This window comes from Pseudoalteromonas sp. M58, assembly GCF_042604605.1.
Lineage (GTDB): Bacteria > Pseudomonadota > Gammaproteobacteria > Enterobacterales > Alteromonadaceae > Pseudoalteromonas > Pseudoalteromonas tetraodonis.
This window is the reverse complement of sequence record NZ_CP152390.1, coordinates 2090957-2107510: the sequence shown is the minus strand read 5'-3', so window position 1 is coordinate 2107510 and position 16554 is coordinate 2090957. Positions and strand designations below refer to the sequence as shown.

Sequence of the window (16554 nt, the reverse complement as noted above, 5' to 3'; positions counted from 1 at the left end):
TGTTGGACATGAATCGCTATTTTTCTTTTAATGCGCGCAACTAGCCGGTTTGGCATTCATAAATAAAAGAGAAAGATAAATGAAAGAGACAACATCACTTGAACAAGCTCGTACGAGCTACAACGTTCGTCATTGGAGCCAAGGTTTTTTTGGTATTAATGATCAAGGTGATGTGTATGTTGCGCCTAAGGCTGATGCCCCACAGCAAACCATTGCATTAACAGACATTGCTAAGCAGCTTGAAGAAAAAGGCTTAAGCTTGCCGGCGTTAGTTCGCTTTCCACAAATTTTACACCATCGCGTGCATAGCTTATGTGGTGCATTTAATACTGCTATAGAAAGTTATGGTTATCCAAAAGATTATTTATTAGTTTACCCGATTAAAGTTAACCAACAACGCGAAGTAGTTGAAGAAATTGTTGCCAGCCAAGCACAAGTAGAAAAAAAACAGCTGGGTTTAGAAGCAGGCAGCAAGCCAGAGTTATTAACCGTATTAGCGCTGGCTGAAAAAACCAGTGCGGTGATTGTGTGTAATGGCTACAAAGATAAAGAATATGTGCGTTTAGCCTTGATTGGCGAAAAGCTGGGCCATAAAGTGTATATCGTACTTGAGAAACTGTCTGAGCTGGATATGGTACTTAGCCAAGCTAAAGAATTAAATGTAAAACCACGCATTGGTATTCGTGTGCGTTTAGCATCGCAAGGCAAAGGTAAGTGGCAAGCCAGTGGCGGAGAAAAATCTAAGTTTGGTTTATCTGCTTCTCAAGTGCTGTATGTAGTAAACCGTTTAAAAGAAACAGATCAGCTAGATTTAGTCCAACTGGTGCATTTTCACTTAGGTTCGCAAATGGCCAACATTCGTGATGTGCGCTTAGGTGTAAGCGAGGCTGCGCGTTTTTATTGTGAATTACGTAAGTTGGGTGCACACATAGAGTGTCTTGATGTAGGCGGCGGTTTAGCGGTTGATTACGACGGCACGCGCAGTCAATCACACAACTCAATGAATTACAGTTTAGCTGAATACGCAAATAATATTGTGTACACCATCGGTGATATTTGTAAGCAGTATGAACAGCCTTTCCCTACCATTATTTCAGAGTCGGGAAGAGCATTAACGGCGCATCATGCAGTGCTTATTTCCAATGTAATTGGCACCGAAACGTATACACCAGAAGAAATAGAAGCACCAGCAGATGAAGCGCCGCAGCTACTTAAAAACATGTGGACGTCATGGCAACAATTACATGTGCTTACAGATGACCGTGCATTAATTGAAATTTTTCACGACAGCCAAGGTGATTTAGCCGAAGCGCATAGTCAGTTTGCGATGGGGTTATTAGATTTAACCCAGCGTGCATGGGCAGAGCAAATCAACTTACGCGTTTGTTATGAACTCAATAAATTAATGGATAACAAAAACCGTTTTCATCGACCGATTATAGATGACCTTAATGCGCGTTTAGCGGACAAGTTTTTTGTAAATTTCTCATTGTTTCAGTCATTGCCAGACGCGTGGGGAATTGATCAAGTGTTTCCAGTATTGCCATTAAGTGGTTTAACGCAAGCACCGCAAAAGCGCGCGGTGTTATTGGATATTACTTGTGACTCAGATGGCGCTTTAGAGCATTATGTAGATGGCCAAGGTATTGAAAGTACGTTACCAGTACCTGAATACTCAGCCGATAAACCATATTTAATGGGGTTTTTCTTGGTGGGTGCCTATCAAGAGATTTTAGGCGATATGCATAACTTATTTGGTGATACGCACAGTGCTATTGTCAATATGGATGAGCAAGGTGTTGCCAGCATTACAGAAATTAACCACGGTGATACTGTTGCTGACATGATGCGTTATGTACATTTAGATGTTGAAGGTTTTCAGCAGTCTTACGCACAGTTAGTAAGCGCAAAAATTGCAGTAGATGAACAGCAAAGCGTCCTCGACGAGTTGCAAAGCGGCCTTGATGGCTACACTTATTTAGAAGAGTTATAAGCAATGTCTAGCTTGTTTGGTCATGTTGACCACTCATTATACTCAAATGGGATGACGTTTTTACGTCGTCCTATGGTACAAAATATTAACGCGATTGAAGCCGATGTAGTAGTACTAGGCTTACCGTTTGATTTAGCCACCTCTGGGCGCCCTGGTGCCCGCTTGGGGCCAGATGCAATTCGCAGAGCGTCGGTGCATTTAGCATGGGAAGATACTAAATATCCGTGGACGTTTCCTTTGTTTGAACGGCTAAAAGTAGCGGATGCTGGCGATTTTACCTATCCGGTAGGCGATCCTGAGTATTTTACTGCCCAGCTAGAAATGGCGGCAGAGCAAATACTTCGCCAAGGTAAAACATTATTAGGCTTAGGTGGCGATCATTTCGTAACGTTACCGCTGTTGCGCGCACATGCAAAAATTCATGGAAAAATGGCGTTAGTGCATTTCGATGCGCATACCGACACCTACAGTAATGGGTCGCGTTTTGATCACGGTACTATGTTTTATCATGCGCCAATGGAAGGGTTGATTGATGTTAATCACAGTATTCAGCTCGGCATTCGTACCGATTTTGATCAAAGCAAGCATGAGTTTGCAGTGATTGATGCTATGCAAGCCAATGATCTTCATGCGAATGATATTGCAGCGCAGATTATTGAGCGAGTGGGCGATTTACCGGTTTACTTAACCTTTGATATAGATTGTTTAGACCCTGCCTTTGCGCCAGGTACAGGTACACCAGTATGTGGTGGTTTAACTTCTGATAAAGTGCTGAAAATTTTACGTGCACTCAAAGGCATTAATATGGTGGGTATGGATGTAGTTGAAGTATCGCCTTCTTATGACCAAAGTGAGCTCACCGCCATTGCCGCAGCAACGATTGCCAGTGAATTATTGCATTTGTGGGCACTTAAGCATAAATATTAGTATGTTTTAATGCAGCTCAAAAAAGCGCCAATTTGGCGCTTTTTTTGTATAAAAATAAGAGTACTATGAAAACTGCATATTGTGCTTTTTAGCATAAATAAAAAACACCGGAATTTCGATTATTACGTAAGTTAAAAAAGTAAACCAAAACCAATTAACTTCAAATAGTAACCAGCTAAATTGCACGCCCGAGTTGTAATAAAGGCGAGATGCAATTAATAGCGTAATGCCTGTTGCAAATAAATCTTGTACCGATACCTTTTTAAAGCTGCTGCCTGCAAAGCGCGGATAAATAAACCCGTAGCCAAGCGTTATCATAATGATGACTAATAACAATAAATTCAGTTCAGGGGTCATAGTGGTTTATATTGCCTCGCATATTCTATTCGCTCTTGAGAGCTTGGGTGCGTTGATAAATACTTTAACCAAGTATCATCAAGGGTCGCCTCTTGTGCTTTTAAATTATTTTCCAGTGCTTCAATTGCATCAGCAAAGTCGTGGTTAGAATATCCTAATTTTAAAAGATTTTTAATAGCATATTCATCGGCCTCTTGTTCCATATCTCGTGAAAACGCTTGCTGTAAAAAAGATGAACCAGAGCCAAGCACGACCTCTAATATCCCTTCTAAATCACCAAAAATAACTGCAAATACAACGGTGCTCGCTGCAGCTTGTGCTGCAAGGCGAATGCTGTGATGGTGCTGAACATGACCAATTTCATGAAGTAAAATAGCACGCAGGGCATCAGGTTCATTCTTTAATAGCTCAACAAGTTCGTCAGTCACAACAACCCGCCCATTAGGAAGAGCAAACGCATTAGCTGAAAAATAATCTGACTGATAAAAAGAGAGTCTAAATTTTGCACTGTCTAAATTGAGTGAGTTAAGCATTAAACGCCATTGTTGCTGTATTTCTGATTGCTTATTAGTAGAAAGTTGAGAAGGTTCTAATGCGACTTTTTCTATCACACTGAGCGTTTGCTCTCCCATCGTTTCAATTGTCGAGGCAGGTGCTAAGTTAACGCTATATACGGCTACTGATGGTATTAAGCGGTATAAAATTAACCAAAGCAATAGGGGAATTAGCAGCACGGATGCAACAATAAGAATCTTATTTTTTTCTAAGCGTTCACTTAGTCCATGCTTTTTAAGCGCGAATGGCCATCTAAATTCTACATCTTGAGGAACAAATCGCCCACCATCAGCAAAATTTAACTCTGATGCCATGCCCGGTAACGGACTATCAAGTTGGCAATCGTCTAAAGTTGATGAAAGTAACGTCGTATTCTCAGAGTCAACAAGCGTTATTTGCTCATGGGAAAGGTGTGCGTAGCTTTTAATATATTGGCTGCTATTAGGGTAATAATAACAGCCAAAAATAGGATAATTACTCATTAGGTGAGTGAAATATCAATATCAAACACATTAGCAGCTTCTTCAGCAAATGATGACTGCTCATTTTGTGCAACATCAATCAACGAAAGCGCACCGCTATAAATAGTGACTTCAGTAACCGATGCTAACAGCTTTGCTCTGCGTATTTTAGCCCAAGGGTAGGCAAGTCCTAAGGTAAACATAATTGCCAATACATTGGTAAATAGTAAGATGGCATAGTCAATGGCTTTTAAGTTCGAATCAAAGGTAGCGACTTCTGAAAATTCACTGTTATTAAAAATATGATTTCTAATAAGCGAATGATAAACAGCGCCTACCAGTGTTAAAAACGCAACATACAACACAGCAATTAATAGCGGCACTACAATTGTCGAAAGGCTAAAGTTTTGTGTGTTTAAGTTATCGATCGTTAAGGCACTTGCACCAGCAAAGAAGCCAAAAATAACTAAGCCACCTATTGCAACTCCTAGGGTAATAAGTGCTGCGATATAATAGCGTTCGCCCTGAAGATTTACTGTAAGTGGTTTATTTCCATAGCTGATGTTTTCATGCATATATTGATCAATTCGCTTTAATACATACGGCAGCAATAGGTGTAATGTGAATACACTTGCAATAGGCAATAAAACAAAGTTAATAAATGCATCGCCGTAATTACCTGAAAAAGCAAAGCGCACATTACGATGGCGAGTCATACGCATATTAAAACGCAGACCTTGGTTGATGATCCACGGCAATAAAAATAAAAAGCCAATAGCAAATAAAAGGCCTATCGCCGGTGCGAGGCTGCTTAGTATGGTGTAAATTAAAAACACGATTACCGCTAAAATGCGGCCTTTTAGAATTTGTATAGGAGTGGCTAGGTAGTCAAAGCTATGACCGTCGATACGCGTATGACCGTAAAAATAACGGTAGGTGCGTACTTTTGCCCATGCAGAATAAATTCCTAAAGTAATAATACTTAGCAGTATATTGACACTCCATATGCCAAAAAATTCGCCGCTTTTGCCGCTAAATTGTACTTTACCGCTAAAAATAGAGGAGGGTGTTTGGTTTGACTCAGATGAAGTTGGGTGTATTGATTCCATTTAAAAAAAGTCCTTGTAATTTTTTGTAAATTTACCCTTTTTAGAGAATAAAAACAATCTTTATGATTAGCTAGCTTATTGTAAGTAGGCTAATTTTATTGCTTTTGCTGTTTATAGGGCTGCACTTTAAGTCTCCTCTGGTATACTGTGCAGATAATTTAACGGGGCTGACATGATTTCAAAAAACCAACTTAAACTAATTCGCCAGCTTGGCCAAAAGAAGTACCGCAAGCAACTTAATCAATACCTTGTACAAGGCGAAAAAAATGTACTGGAGTTATTAAATAGCCCATTAAAAGTAACCGATGTGTTTGCAACGCAAAACTTTATTGATAATAACCAAAGCGCATACCCTCAAACGCATTTTATTACAGCAGATGAAGAGCAGTTAACAAAGGTAAGTACTTTAGTCAGTAATAATGCGGCGATTGCCATTGTTGATATGCCAAGTACCACATTACCCGATGAAAACAGCTTAATATTGGCCTTAGATGGAGTGTCTGATCCGGGTAATTTAGGTACCATCATTCGCGTGGCTGATTGGTACGGCATAAAACACATTGTTGCCAGCACCGACAGTGCCGATCCGTATAACCCAAAAACAATTAGTGCCACTATGGGGTCATTTGTTCGTGTATCGGTAAGCCAAGTTGATTTACCTAGCTATTTAACATCTTTGGATGTGCCTATTTATGGTGCATTTTTAGAGGGCGAGAATGTCCATCATTGCCAGTTTGCTGGGAAAGGGGTGTTATTAATGGGCAGCGAGTCACATGGTATACGTCAGCAGTGTGCCGCGCTGGTAACAAATAAAATTACCATCCCTGCCTTTGGTGGCGCTGAATCACTTAATGTGGCAATGGCAACGGGCATTATTTTAGATAACTTTAAACGCCAAGCTTAACCTTTTGCCTAAAAATAGGTTAAATTGTAACAACTAACAAAAATAATAAAAATTGGTAAAACAAACAGATGCGCTTAAGCACTATAAAATTAGCGGGCTTTAAATCCTTTGTAGAGCCCACTAAAATTCCATTTCCGGATCAAATGACGTGTGTTGTCGGCCCTAATGGCTGTGGCAAATCGAACGTGATTGATGCGGTGCGATGGGTGCTTGGTGAAAGCTCAGCTAAAAATTTACGTGGCGATGCCATGACAGATGTTATTTTTAATGGCTCCACTAACCGCAAGCCCATCTCACAAGCTTCTGTTGAACTCATATTTGATAATACCCAAGGTAAATTACCCAATACCTTTGCTGATCGTAACCAAGTGGCTATTAAGCGTTTGGTAACTCGCGATGGCCAATCGCTGTACTTTTTAAATGGTAGCAAATGCCGCAAACGTGATATTACCGATATATTTTTAGGCACTGGGCTTGGGCCGCGTAGTTACGCCATTATAGAACAAGGCATGATCTCGCGTTTAATTGAGAGCAAACCGCAAGAGCTGCGTGTTTTTTTAGAAGAAGCGGCAGGCGTATCGAAATACAAAGAGCGCCGCCGTGAAACACAAACCCGCATAAAGAGCACCCGAGAAAACCTAGAGCGACTCCTCGATGTTCGCCAAGAGTTACAAAACCAGCTTGATAAACTTGCAGTACAGTCGGTTGATGCTAAAAAATATCGCGAATTTAAAACCCAAGAACGCACTTTAAAGGGGCAAATAGCGGTATTAAAATGGCAAAAGCTGCATCAGCAACAAGTTGATAAAAGCGCACAAATAAAAAAACTGGATGAACAAATCAGCTTTTTTAAAACGGCGCATTCAGGCCATGATGATGTTCTGGCAAGTCTTGAAGCTCAAGTACAATTTCAGCAAGATAAACTTAATGATGCACAGCAACAGCAGCACCATACACATACAGAATTGACTCGCAGTGAACAGCAGCAAATTAGCATTCAACAACAAACGCTGTCACTGAAACAAAATTTAGCCAAGTTAGAGCAACAAAAAAATCAAAGTGAAGAAGTCAAAACGCAGCAACAAAGTTTCTGCCAAGAGTTAGATGACAGCTTACAACAGGCTGTAGAGCATAACTTAATGTGTAGCGAGCAGGTTATAGAGCTTAGCGATGAGGTTAATCGGCTGCTGGAGATTAAAAATGCCGACACATCACACTGGCAATCGCTAAAAGAAGATTATCAACAATTGCATAATCAGCAGTTAGCGCATACCAACGCAGTAAAACACACAGAACAGAAAAGCAGTTATGTTAAGCAACAACTAACGCAGCTTGATGAGCAAATAGATGAGTTAAAACACAGTGAGATAGAGCAGCTATTAACTCAGCAACAACAGCACAGACAAGCCCTGACTGAGCAGCTAGCGAAAGCGCAAACGGCTCACAGTAAAGGCCAAACTGCGCAAACTACTCAGCAGCAACAGCTAGATGATGCACAGCAAGATTGGCAGCATTTATCTCAGCAAGTAAATGAATTAAAAGCCGGTATAGCGGGGCTACAAACTACTCTTGGGCTTGAAAAAAGCAGCGATGAAAGTTTAACCTTATTTAAGCAGTTAACTGTTCAGTCGGGATATGAGTTTTTAGTCGAGCAGGCGCTGTCATCACTTGAGCACATTCATATATCACAAGGTAAAGCAGAAAATAGCACGTGGGAAATTGCATCGCAGTCTGCAGCTAAGCACAGTATTGCCGCGTTTATTACCACAGGTGTGTATCCTGAGTTATTAAATCATATTGCTTATGATGAAGCCGGCGATATAAGCGCACTTAACGACAATAGTTATATTGCGGTTATAGATAAGCAAGGGGCATTACACGGTCGAAACTGGCATGTAAGTGGCGATAAAAATGCAGAAAATTCCTTATTATTAATGCACAAAAAACTCAAGCAGCAAGAAACCTTACTTGAGCAACAACAACAGGCATTGACGAACGCACACTCCACGCTTGAAGAACATAAAACGCAGGCTGCATTGTTAACTGTTCAGCAAAATGAGCGCAAAGACACTATTCATCAATTAGCACAACAACTTGCTGTAGCAACAACGCGTGGCGATATGCTTAAAGCGCAAGCTGATCAGCATCTGCAGCAGCTAACAAAATTACAACAACAGCGTCTGCCTCTGCTAGAGCAACAACAGCAGTTAAGCGAATTATTGAGCGAAGAGCTCGATAAAAATGAACAGCTTGCACAGCAGTTACAGGCCTTAGCTGAAGAGCTTAACCAAGCCGATAGCACACGAATAAATAGTGATGAGCGTTACAAACAAGCTTTGAATAATGCTGAACAATATAAAACACTAGCGCATCAGGCAAACCTTAATGAGCAAAAAGCACGAAGTGAATGGCAGCTCAGTCAAACAAAACTTAGCCATGCTGTACAGGCGCTTGCAACTGCTGCAGAGGGTGCGCAAGAGATAATAGAGCAGATTGAAGCGTTACTTATTCCTGAGCAAGAGCTTGCAGAGAGTATTGAGCAATTATTAGTACAGCACCAACAAGGCGAACAAACCCTTGTGGATACCCAGCAGCAGTTAGCTCAAGCAAAACAAGAATTACAAAACAAACAAGCGAGTTTAAAAAGTTCACAGACTGAGCTGGTGGCATTGCAAGAGCAGCATCAAAAACTGAGTATTGAAGAGCAAAGCTTACTAATAAAAGCGCAAGCGGTACTAGAGCCACTTAGTGAGCTTAATCAAAATTTAAAACAGGTATTAGCAGAGCTTCCTGCAGAGTTGTCATTAAATGCGGCGCAAAATCAACTTGCTGGAGTAAGTAATCAGCTAGAGCAATTAGGAGCTGTTAACCTTGCAGCCATTGATGAATTTGAACAAGCGAAGCAAAGAAGTGATTATTTAAATAATCAGCTGGACGATTTAACCCAAGCATTAACAGCTTTAGAAGGCGCTATTCATAAAATAGATCGTGAAACAAAAACGCGCTTTAAGTCTACGTTTGATCAGGTAAATCACGATTTTGGCCAGCTTTTCCCCAAAGTGTTTGGCGGCGGCAGTGCTTACTTAGAATTAACCAGTGACGATTTACTCGAAAGTGGTGTTAGTATAATGGCAAGGCCACCAGGTAAAAAAAATTCGACAATTCATTTGTTAAGTGGTGGAGAAAAAGCGCTGAGCGCATTATCATTGGTGTTTTCTATATTCAGGCTCAATCCAGCTCCATTCTGTATGCTGGACGAGGTAGATGCTCCATTAGATGATGCCAATGTGGTTCGTTTTTGCCGTTTGGTTGAAGAAATGTCACAATCTGTGCAGTTTATTTATATTAGTCATAATAAAATTGCAATGGAAATGGCGGGTAGATTAACGGGTGTAACCATGGCAGAGCCCGGCGTTTCGCGCATGGTTGCTGTGGATATTGAACAAGCGGTGCAACTTGCACATGCATAATTTTATAGTCATTTGCTGGTTATTTTAGGTAAAATGATGGCTGTTAGGCATATTAATAATAAAAGGTGAGGGGATGGCCGAAGAATTAAGATGGGTTTTAATTGTGATCAGTGTATTTGTCATTGGTGGCTTATTAATACACGGTTTGTGGTCAGTAAGAAAAAAAGAGAATGCTGAACTCCCTGCAAATGAGCGAGTCGAGCCTGTTCAAGAACAGCAGCCTTCATCTGTACATACTGAGCCACAAGAGCCAACGTTAGCGCAACGAGAAGAGCCACAAATGAGTGAGTTAAACTTCAGCGCTGATGAACCACAGATAGACGAAAGCCCAGTAAATACACCTATCGAGGATGACCTTGAAGTGGTAACAGAAGAGGCCGCAGACACACAACAAGATGCCCCTAAAGACGTTGCAGACTTTGTCATTGTGCATATTCAAATGCCAGAAGGGCTCACTATGCAAGGCAGTAAATTACTGCCTGCTGTTAACATGCTAGGTTTTAAATATTCAGAAGAAGGCTTTTTTAATCGCCACCTAGACCCAGCAGGCCAAGGGCCGGTGTTATTTAGGCTGGTGAATATGTATAACCCAGGCACGTTCGATATTGATAATATGGAACAATTTAGCACCGCTGGGGTGAGCTTATTTATGACTCTGCCATGCGATGGCGACGGTTTAGCCGCGTTTAACATGCTGCACAGCGCCGCTAAAAAAATAGCGGATGAATTTGGTGCCGATATTTTAGATGCAGAGCGAAATGTAATGACGGTAGAGCGTATTCGTCAATATGTTGAACAGGTTCGCGCATTTTCTGCGTAACATACGCATAAGTTAAATTTTGTAAGCCACTGGGCGTTCACTCGTCAAAGTGGCTTTTTTTATGTTTTTTGAGGTCTACATGACAAGCAGCATTAGTGAGCAAATTAATCATCTTCGTACCACGCTTGAGCAACACAATTATAGTTATTATGTGCTTGATACACCCAGCATACCTGATGCCGAATATGACCGCTTGTTACGGACACTAAGTGAATTAGAAACCCAGCACCCTGAGTTTTTAACAGCCGATTCACCCACTCAAAAAGTTGGAGGAGCGGCGCTTGCCAAGTTTGAGCAAGTAGCGCACCAAGTGCCTATGTTATCGCTTGATAACGCCTTTGGTGAGGATGAATTTAGCGGTTTTAATCGTCGTATTAAAGAGCGCTTAATGAGCACTGAAGAGCTTACATTTTGCTGTGAGCCTAAACTGGATGGTTTAGCGGTATCGATTATTTATCGCGATGGAGTACTGGTTCAAGCGGCGACCCGTGGCGATGGTTTTACTGGCGAAAATATTACTCAAAATGTAAAAACAATCCGTAATGTGCCATTAAAATTGCGCGGTGATGATTACCCTCGTGAACTTGAAGTGCGCGGTGAGGTATTTATGGATAGCGCGGGCTTTGAAAAATTAAATGCAGAGGCAGAAAAACGTGGCGATAAAGTCTTTGTTAATCCACGTAATGCGGCGGCAGGAAGTTTACGCCAGCTCGACTCAAAAATTACCGCAAAACGCCCATTGATGTTTTATGCCTACAGCACCGGATTAGTTGCCGATGGCACCTTACCTGAAGATCACTACCAGCAACTTGCTAAGCTTACCGATTGGGGATTACCGCTGTGTCCAGAAACCAAATTAGTTGAAGGCCCAAAGGCTGCGCTTGCCTATTACAATGATATTTTAACGCGTCGTAGCGAGCTAAAGTACGAAATAGATGGCGTGGTAATAAAGGTAAATAAAAAAGCCTTACAAGAGCGCTTAGGCTTTGTAGCTCGTGCACCGCGTTGGGCAATCGCTTATAAATTTCCGGCGCAAGAAGAAATAACGCAATTATTAGATGTTGAATTTCAAGTAGGGCGTACAGGGGCAATTACACCCGTAGCAAGACTAGAACCAGTATTTGTTGGGGGTGTTACGGTATCAAATGCAACGCTGCATAATGCCGACGAAATAGCTCGTTTAGGCGTTAAAGTGGGCGACACCGTGATTATTCGCCGCGCAGGGGATGTTATCCCGCAAATTACTCAAGTGGTACTTGAGCAACGCCCAAGCGATGCAAAAGAAATTGTCTTTCCAACTATGTGCCCCATTTGTGACTCGCATATTGAACGGGTTGAAGGTGAAGCCGTTGCACGTTGTACCGCTGGCTTAGTATGCCAAGCACAACGTAAACAAGCGATTAAGCATTTTGCATCGCGTAAGGCATTAGATATTGACGGCTTAGGCGACAAAATTGTTGATCAATTAGTTGACCGAGAGCTGATCAAAACCCCGGCTGATTTATTTATTTTAAAGCAGGGACATTTTGAATCACTTGAACGAATGGGGCCAAAATCAGCAAAAAACTTAGTTGCCGCACTTGATGATGCAAAAACGACTACCTTAGCAAAGTTTTTATATTCACTGGGTATCCGTGAAGTCGGTGAGGCAACCGCGCAAAACTTAGCTAATCATTTTTTAACGCTTGAAAACGTAATCGATGCCAGCATTGAACAGCTGATTGAAGTAAGCGATGTAGGTGAAATAGTGGCAAAGCACGTGCGTGGCTTTTTTACTGAAGAGCATAATTTAACCGTGGTGAACGAATTAATAGCCCAAGGCATTAACTGGCCACAGTTAACAGCGCCATCAGAGCAAGAACAACCGCTAGCGGGTTTAACTTATGTGCTAACTGGGACGCTTAATACGCTTAATCGCAATGATGCGAAAGCGCGCTTACAACAATTAGGTGCCAAGGTATCTGGCAGTGTTTCAGCCAAAACTGATGCGCTAGTGGCGGGCGAAAAAGCCGGCTCTAAACTAACTAAAGCGCAAGAACTCGGTATAGAAATACTGACAGAGGATGATTTAATTACTTTGTTAGAGACTCATAATGGCTAGTTTTACAAATATACTTAATACCTTGTTAATTGACCTAGGCCAGTGGCTACAAGGCTATTTACCGCATTTATCATTGCTTTTGATGGTGTGCTTAGTGTCGCTTTATGCGGATGATATTTTAAAGCTCACCAAAGGCGTGGTAGCTAGGCGTCACTTTATTATAAGGGTGGCATGTTTTGTGTTGATCACCGCGTTTGGGTTTGGTTTATTAGTGGTGTGGTTAAGCCCACTGCTAACTAAAGCCTTACTGTTTTTTGGTACTAAGTGGTTAGGGCTCACATTATTAGCTGCATTTTTTATTTTGGGCACTATTGCCGATAGGAAAAACCAGTTGTGAGCCGTTATGGACCTGAATACTGGGATAAATATGGTAGCTATCGTACGCCAATAGCGTTTCATTTGAGTATTTTAGTGTTACTGCGGGCCTATTTTATTTGGGTGATTGCCGCGCTGAGCCGTCGTCCTGAACTTGATCTAATGTCATTGTTTTTTAAATCAAAAAATGATTTTTTTATTGCCATAGCAATTGGTGCCGTGGCAATTGTACCCACTATTTTGTTTTGTTTACGCAGACCCAGAGACTCGCATCAAGCTACGAAACGGTTAGCGCGTATTTGGCGATACATGCGTTGGCCGCTTATTGCTTGCGCGCTAATAGACTTGTCGTGGTTAAGTATCCAGGCGGCCCATAGTCATTATCGCTTTTCACTGTTTTTAGCCATACAAATGGTGATTGTATTGTGGGTATTGTGGTATTTGGCAAAAAGTCGTTATTTAAGTGTTTTTTTTAGTGATTGGCCTGAGCCGACAGAAAAAGCAACCGATAAAAAGTAAGAGATTATGCACACTATTAATAAAAAAATAGCGCAAGTAGTGGCCTTTATAGGGCTGATTATTATCTGCGTTGGCTATTTTTTATCATTAGGCGAACATATTTGGTTTAAAGGGATATTGCTATTGTGGATAGTGGTATTTTGTTCGTGCTGTTACCGGTTAACGCCGTTATTTAAAATGCGTAACCCGCTGCGTAACTTTATTCAGCGTGATGCACAGCATTTGTTTGTTTTTAGTTTAACCGGGTTGTTTGATAAAAAGAATGGCCCGCATTGGTTAGTCATCAGCAATATTGAGTCAATAGAGATAAAAGACGATGAGCTAATAGTGCATAGTAATAATGACAGGCAATTAAGCGTGAGTATTCCTGGTAGTCAAGCTCAATTACACGCTTATATAAGCTGTATACTTACAGCAACAGAGAAGCACCGTATAGTGTTTAAATAGCGTTGATCGTGGTATTAGCCACGGACGTAATGATAGGCTGTCAGCCAATGCTTTTGGCTCAGTATGAAGCAAATTTATAACGCAATGAGGTTGTTATGTTAAAATGGAACGATATTGTTAATTTTGCCAACCATGGCAATCCGACACCGGTTCAAAAAGTAGTTAAAACAGAACAGCAATGGCGTGAACTGTTAAACGAAGAGCAATATTACGTGACCCGTAAAAAAGGCACAGAGCGACCAAATAGTTCAACTAGTTGCACACTATTAGAACCGGGAAAGTACGTATGTGTGTGTTGTGACAACCTACTGTTTGATGCGGATGAAAAGTTTGATAGTGGCACAGGATGGCCTTCATTTACACAACCTGCAACGGTTGATGCGATAGGGTATGTAATGGATAACAGCCATGGCATGGAGCGAGTTGAAGTTGTTTGTAATGTGTGTGATGCGCACTTAGGGCATATTTTCCCTGATGGCCCACTTCCTTCCGGCTTGCGCTACTGTGTAAACGCACTGGCAATGAAAAAGCTCTAGGGCCTGTTGGCCTTCCAAGGTTAAATTTGCAGCAGTCTGTTTGGTATTTAGGCAAGGCAGAGCCTATGTGGTGTGGTTATTCCCCATAAATGGGCGATAACGTAGCATCAATTCCAAACAGGCGCTGCCCAAAGGGTTCTGCCAAAGGACGATTAACTCTTTGTTGCCTACATGGATGTAGGTAAGGGGCGTGAGCAGGACGCGGAAGCTTTGCTCGGCTTTTACTTATTCTTACATGGATGTAAGCCAGTAGAATAACGCAGGAGCAGTTATCGAGCCCACTAGGTTACAAACCTCACGCTGCGATTAAATCGTCCCTTGCTTGAACAAATTTTAATCCGCAAATGTCAACAGGCCCTAGCTAATCTCTAGTTTCATTTCTTTAGCAATCTGAAGTAGTTTATCGAACCGCTCTGATTGCTCTTCTGCTAAGGGTGATTTTTTTAATAGTTTAAAGCACTTTTGAGCCAATAGACTATTGAAAGAGCCCCCCTGTTTTTTTGATTTATCCACTAAACACTGTAATAAGTTAAGCGCAATACTTGGGTTGTGTGGCATGACCCTAAAGGCTTGACTGAATGCCTCTAAAGCAACATTTAACTGGCCACGCTCAAACTGTTTAACTGCATGATTGTTAAGTTCCTTCGGCCCCATTTTAATATCACGTCTTTCACTTTGCTGTTGCTGTATATAACGCAAGTACGTCGCGTCGCTCCTACTTGGGTGGCGTTCGCAATGATCAATAATTTGGCTAAATAGCGCTTGCGCCTTCTGATGAAAACCTAATTCATGTAATGCTTTTGCTTTATCTAGGGCACCATCGACTGAACGTATTTGAGTATCGCTGTCATCAAGTTGTTCAATCAACTGTTTCGCTTTTTTATGTTCATCTTTTAAATAATAAAGGCGTGCATTGAGCACATCGATTTGAGTTTGTGCATTACTGGTTGGGAATTGTGTTTTTAGCTCATTAATATATTTATTTGTTTGACGGGAGATTCTGTTTATTTGGTCAGTTTGATCTGTGGTTAGTGCAAAATCAATCCCAGCACGAGCGGCATTTAAATAAATGTCTGGGCTATCATGCATAGAGTACTTAGCAAAAGTGGCAATATCCTTTTGAGTTAAGTAGCTGGTTTCATAATCTCTATTAATGAGCGATACGCTGTTCAGTGACTTTTGACGGTCTATATTACGTGGAGCAATATGGGCCGCTTGACTTAAAAACTCTTGAGCTAACTCAAACTGGTTTAGTTTTATTTCTAAACGGCCTAATAAGTCTAATGCAACTAGTCGTGTTTCATTACGTTCAAGCATAGTTTTGAGCATGCGTTGAGCCAAAATATGCTCATTGTTAGCAATTAAGGCTTCTACTAATCCTACTTTTGCCCATGCAAATTTTTGAATATTCAAAACTGATTTAAAAAAGTCTTTCGCTTCTTGGTTTTGTTTTAGCGCCAGTAAAATATTACCTTTTAATCTAAGCAGAATAGGGCTGTATTTATTACTTTTATCAAGCTGAGCATTAATTTGTTTTAATGCTTTAGACTGGTTATCGTCATCAATTAAAGTGTATATAGCTTTTAAGTCGCTTTTGCGTTTGAGAATACGCTCTATGCGCACTCTTAGCTCTTGTACAGAGAAAGGTTTTACTAAAAAGTCATCGGGTTGAAGTTCTAACACACTGTGAACTAACTCTCCGCTAGTTTCCGCAGATGTAAAAATAAACCCAGTAGAGTGTTTTATTAATGCTTTAGCGCGTAATTCTTCATAAAGCTGGTAGCCATCTTGGCGTTTGCTTAGATTAAAAGAGCAAATTACCAAGTCAAATTCTTCATGTAAGCATTGTTCTTTTGCCGCTAGAGCATGATCTGCAAAACGCATATGTCCAAAGCCAATTTTTTCGAGCGACTGTTTCATGTAGCTTTGAGCAAGTGGCTGCTCCTCTACAATCAGTATTTTTGCTTCATTAAAAATATTTTTAGACATTGGCTTAAGCGTAATTGAATTTAACACAGACTATAATCAACAGTTTAGACG

At 41.1% G+C, this 16554-nt stretch carries 14 protein-coding genes; 10 read left to right on the top strand and 4 right to left on the bottom strand.

Features of this window, described 5'->3' with window-relative positions:
- Positions 1-79: 79 nt before the first annotated feature.
- Entirely contained in the window at positions 80-1993 is a 1914-nt protein-coding gene (speA, locus tag AAGD16_RS09730; RefSeq protein ID WP_335674446.1) for a biosynthetic arginine decarboxylase, read from the top strand.
- A gap of 3 nt (positions 1994-1996) precedes the next feature.
- Complete coding sequence (gene speB / locus AAGD16_RS09725; protein ID WP_028834954.1) at positions 1997-2920, top strand: agmatinase; 924 nt, start codon at positions 1997-1999, stop codon at positions 2918-2920.
- 63 nt (positions 2921-2983) lie between these two features.
- Here speB and AAGD16_RS09720 read toward each other — a convergent pair whose 3' ends face one another.
- The 3 genes from AAGD16_RS09720 to AAGD16_RS09710 are packed head-to-tail and all read right to left on the bottom strand — an operon-like array spanning position 2984 to position 5402.
- On the bottom strand, positions 2984-3277 hold the full coding sequence (locus AAGD16_RS09720; RefSeq protein ID WP_013465309.1) for a hypothetical protein: 294 nt from the start codon (positions 3275-3277) through the stop codon (positions 2984-2986).
- Positions 3274-4314 (bottom strand): M48 family metallopeptidase, encoded by a 1041-nt coding sequence (locus AAGD16_RS09715; protein WP_064662927.1) that lies wholly within the window; start codon positions 4312-4314, stop codon positions 3274-3276. The genes AAGD16_RS09720 and AAGD16_RS09715 overlap by 4 nt, the downstream gene beginning before the upstream one ends.
- Positions 4314-5402 carry a YjgN family protein gene (locus AAGD16_RS09710; RefSeq protein ID WP_377111421.1) on the bottom strand — a complete coding sequence of 363 codons (1089 nt, stop codon included), beginning with the start codon at positions 5400-5402 and terminating at the stop codon, positions 4314-4316. Before AAGD16_RS09710 ends, AAGD16_RS09715 begins: the two co-directional genes overlap by 1 nt.
- Before the next feature lie 172 nt (positions 5403-5574).
- On the opposite strand from AAGD16_RS09710, the gene AAGD16_RS09705 reads away from it, so the two are divergent.
- The 8 genes from AAGD16_RS09705 (at position 5575) to msrB (ending at position 14514) form a co-directional block, all read left to right on the top strand.
- Entirely contained in the window at positions 5575-6306 is a 732-nt protein-coding gene (locus AAGD16_RS09705; RefSeq protein ID WP_013465306.1) for an RNA methyltransferase, read from the top strand.
- 68 nt (positions 6307-6374) lie between these two features.
- The gene (locus AAGD16_RS09700) at positions 6375-9776 is read left to right on the top strand and encodes a chromosome segregation SMC family protein (RefSeq protein ID WP_013465305.1); all 3402 of its coding nucleotides are present in this window, start codon (positions 6375-6377) and stop codon (positions 9774-9776) included.
- Between the two features lie 73 nt (positions 9777-9849).
- A complete protein-coding gene (gene zipA / locus AAGD16_RS09695; protein WP_024602645.1) occupies positions 9850-10596 on the top strand; it encodes a cell division protein ZipA in 747 nt (248 codons plus the stop codon).
- A 79-nt stretch (positions 10597-10675) separates the two neighbouring features.
- Positions 10676-12697, top strand: coding sequence for an NAD-dependent DNA ligase LigA (gene ligA / locus AAGD16_RS09690; protein WP_377111415.1), 2022 nt, complete (start codon positions 10676-10678; stop codon positions 12695-12697).
- Positions 12690-13034 carry a DUF3392 family protein gene (locus AAGD16_RS09685; RefSeq protein ID WP_013465302.1) on the top strand — a complete coding sequence of 115 codons (345 nt, stop codon included), beginning with the start codon at positions 12690-12692 and terminating at the stop codon, positions 13032-13034. Before ligA ends, AAGD16_RS09685 begins: the two co-directional genes overlap by 8 nt.
- Entirely contained in the window at positions 13031-13531 is a 501-nt protein-coding gene (locus tag AAGD16_RS09680; protein WP_024602644.1) for a DUF2919 domain-containing protein, read from the top strand. Before AAGD16_RS09685 ends, AAGD16_RS09680 begins: the two co-directional genes overlap by 4 nt.
- A 6-nt stretch (positions 13532-13537) precedes the next feature.
- A complete protein-coding gene (locus AAGD16_RS09675; RefSeq protein WP_013465300.1) occupies positions 13538-13978 on the top strand; it encodes a hypothetical protein in 441 nt (146 codons plus the stop codon).
- A 95-nt stretch (positions 13979-14073) separates the two neighbouring features.
- On the top strand, positions 14074-14514 hold the full coding sequence (msrB, locus tag AAGD16_RS09670) for a peptide-methionine (R)-S-oxide reductase MsrB (RefSeq protein ID WP_013465299.1): 441 nt from the start codon (positions 14074-14076) through the stop codon (positions 14512-14514).
- Between the two features lie 357 nt (positions 14515-14871).
- Here msrB and AAGD16_RS09665 read toward each other — a convergent pair whose 3' ends face one another.
- The gene (locus AAGD16_RS09665) at positions 14872-16503 is read right to left on the bottom strand and encodes a response regulator (protein ID WP_036954016.1); all 1632 of its coding nucleotides are present in this window, start codon (positions 16501-16503) and stop codon (positions 14872-14874) included.
- Positions 16504-16554: the final 51 nt, after the last annotated feature.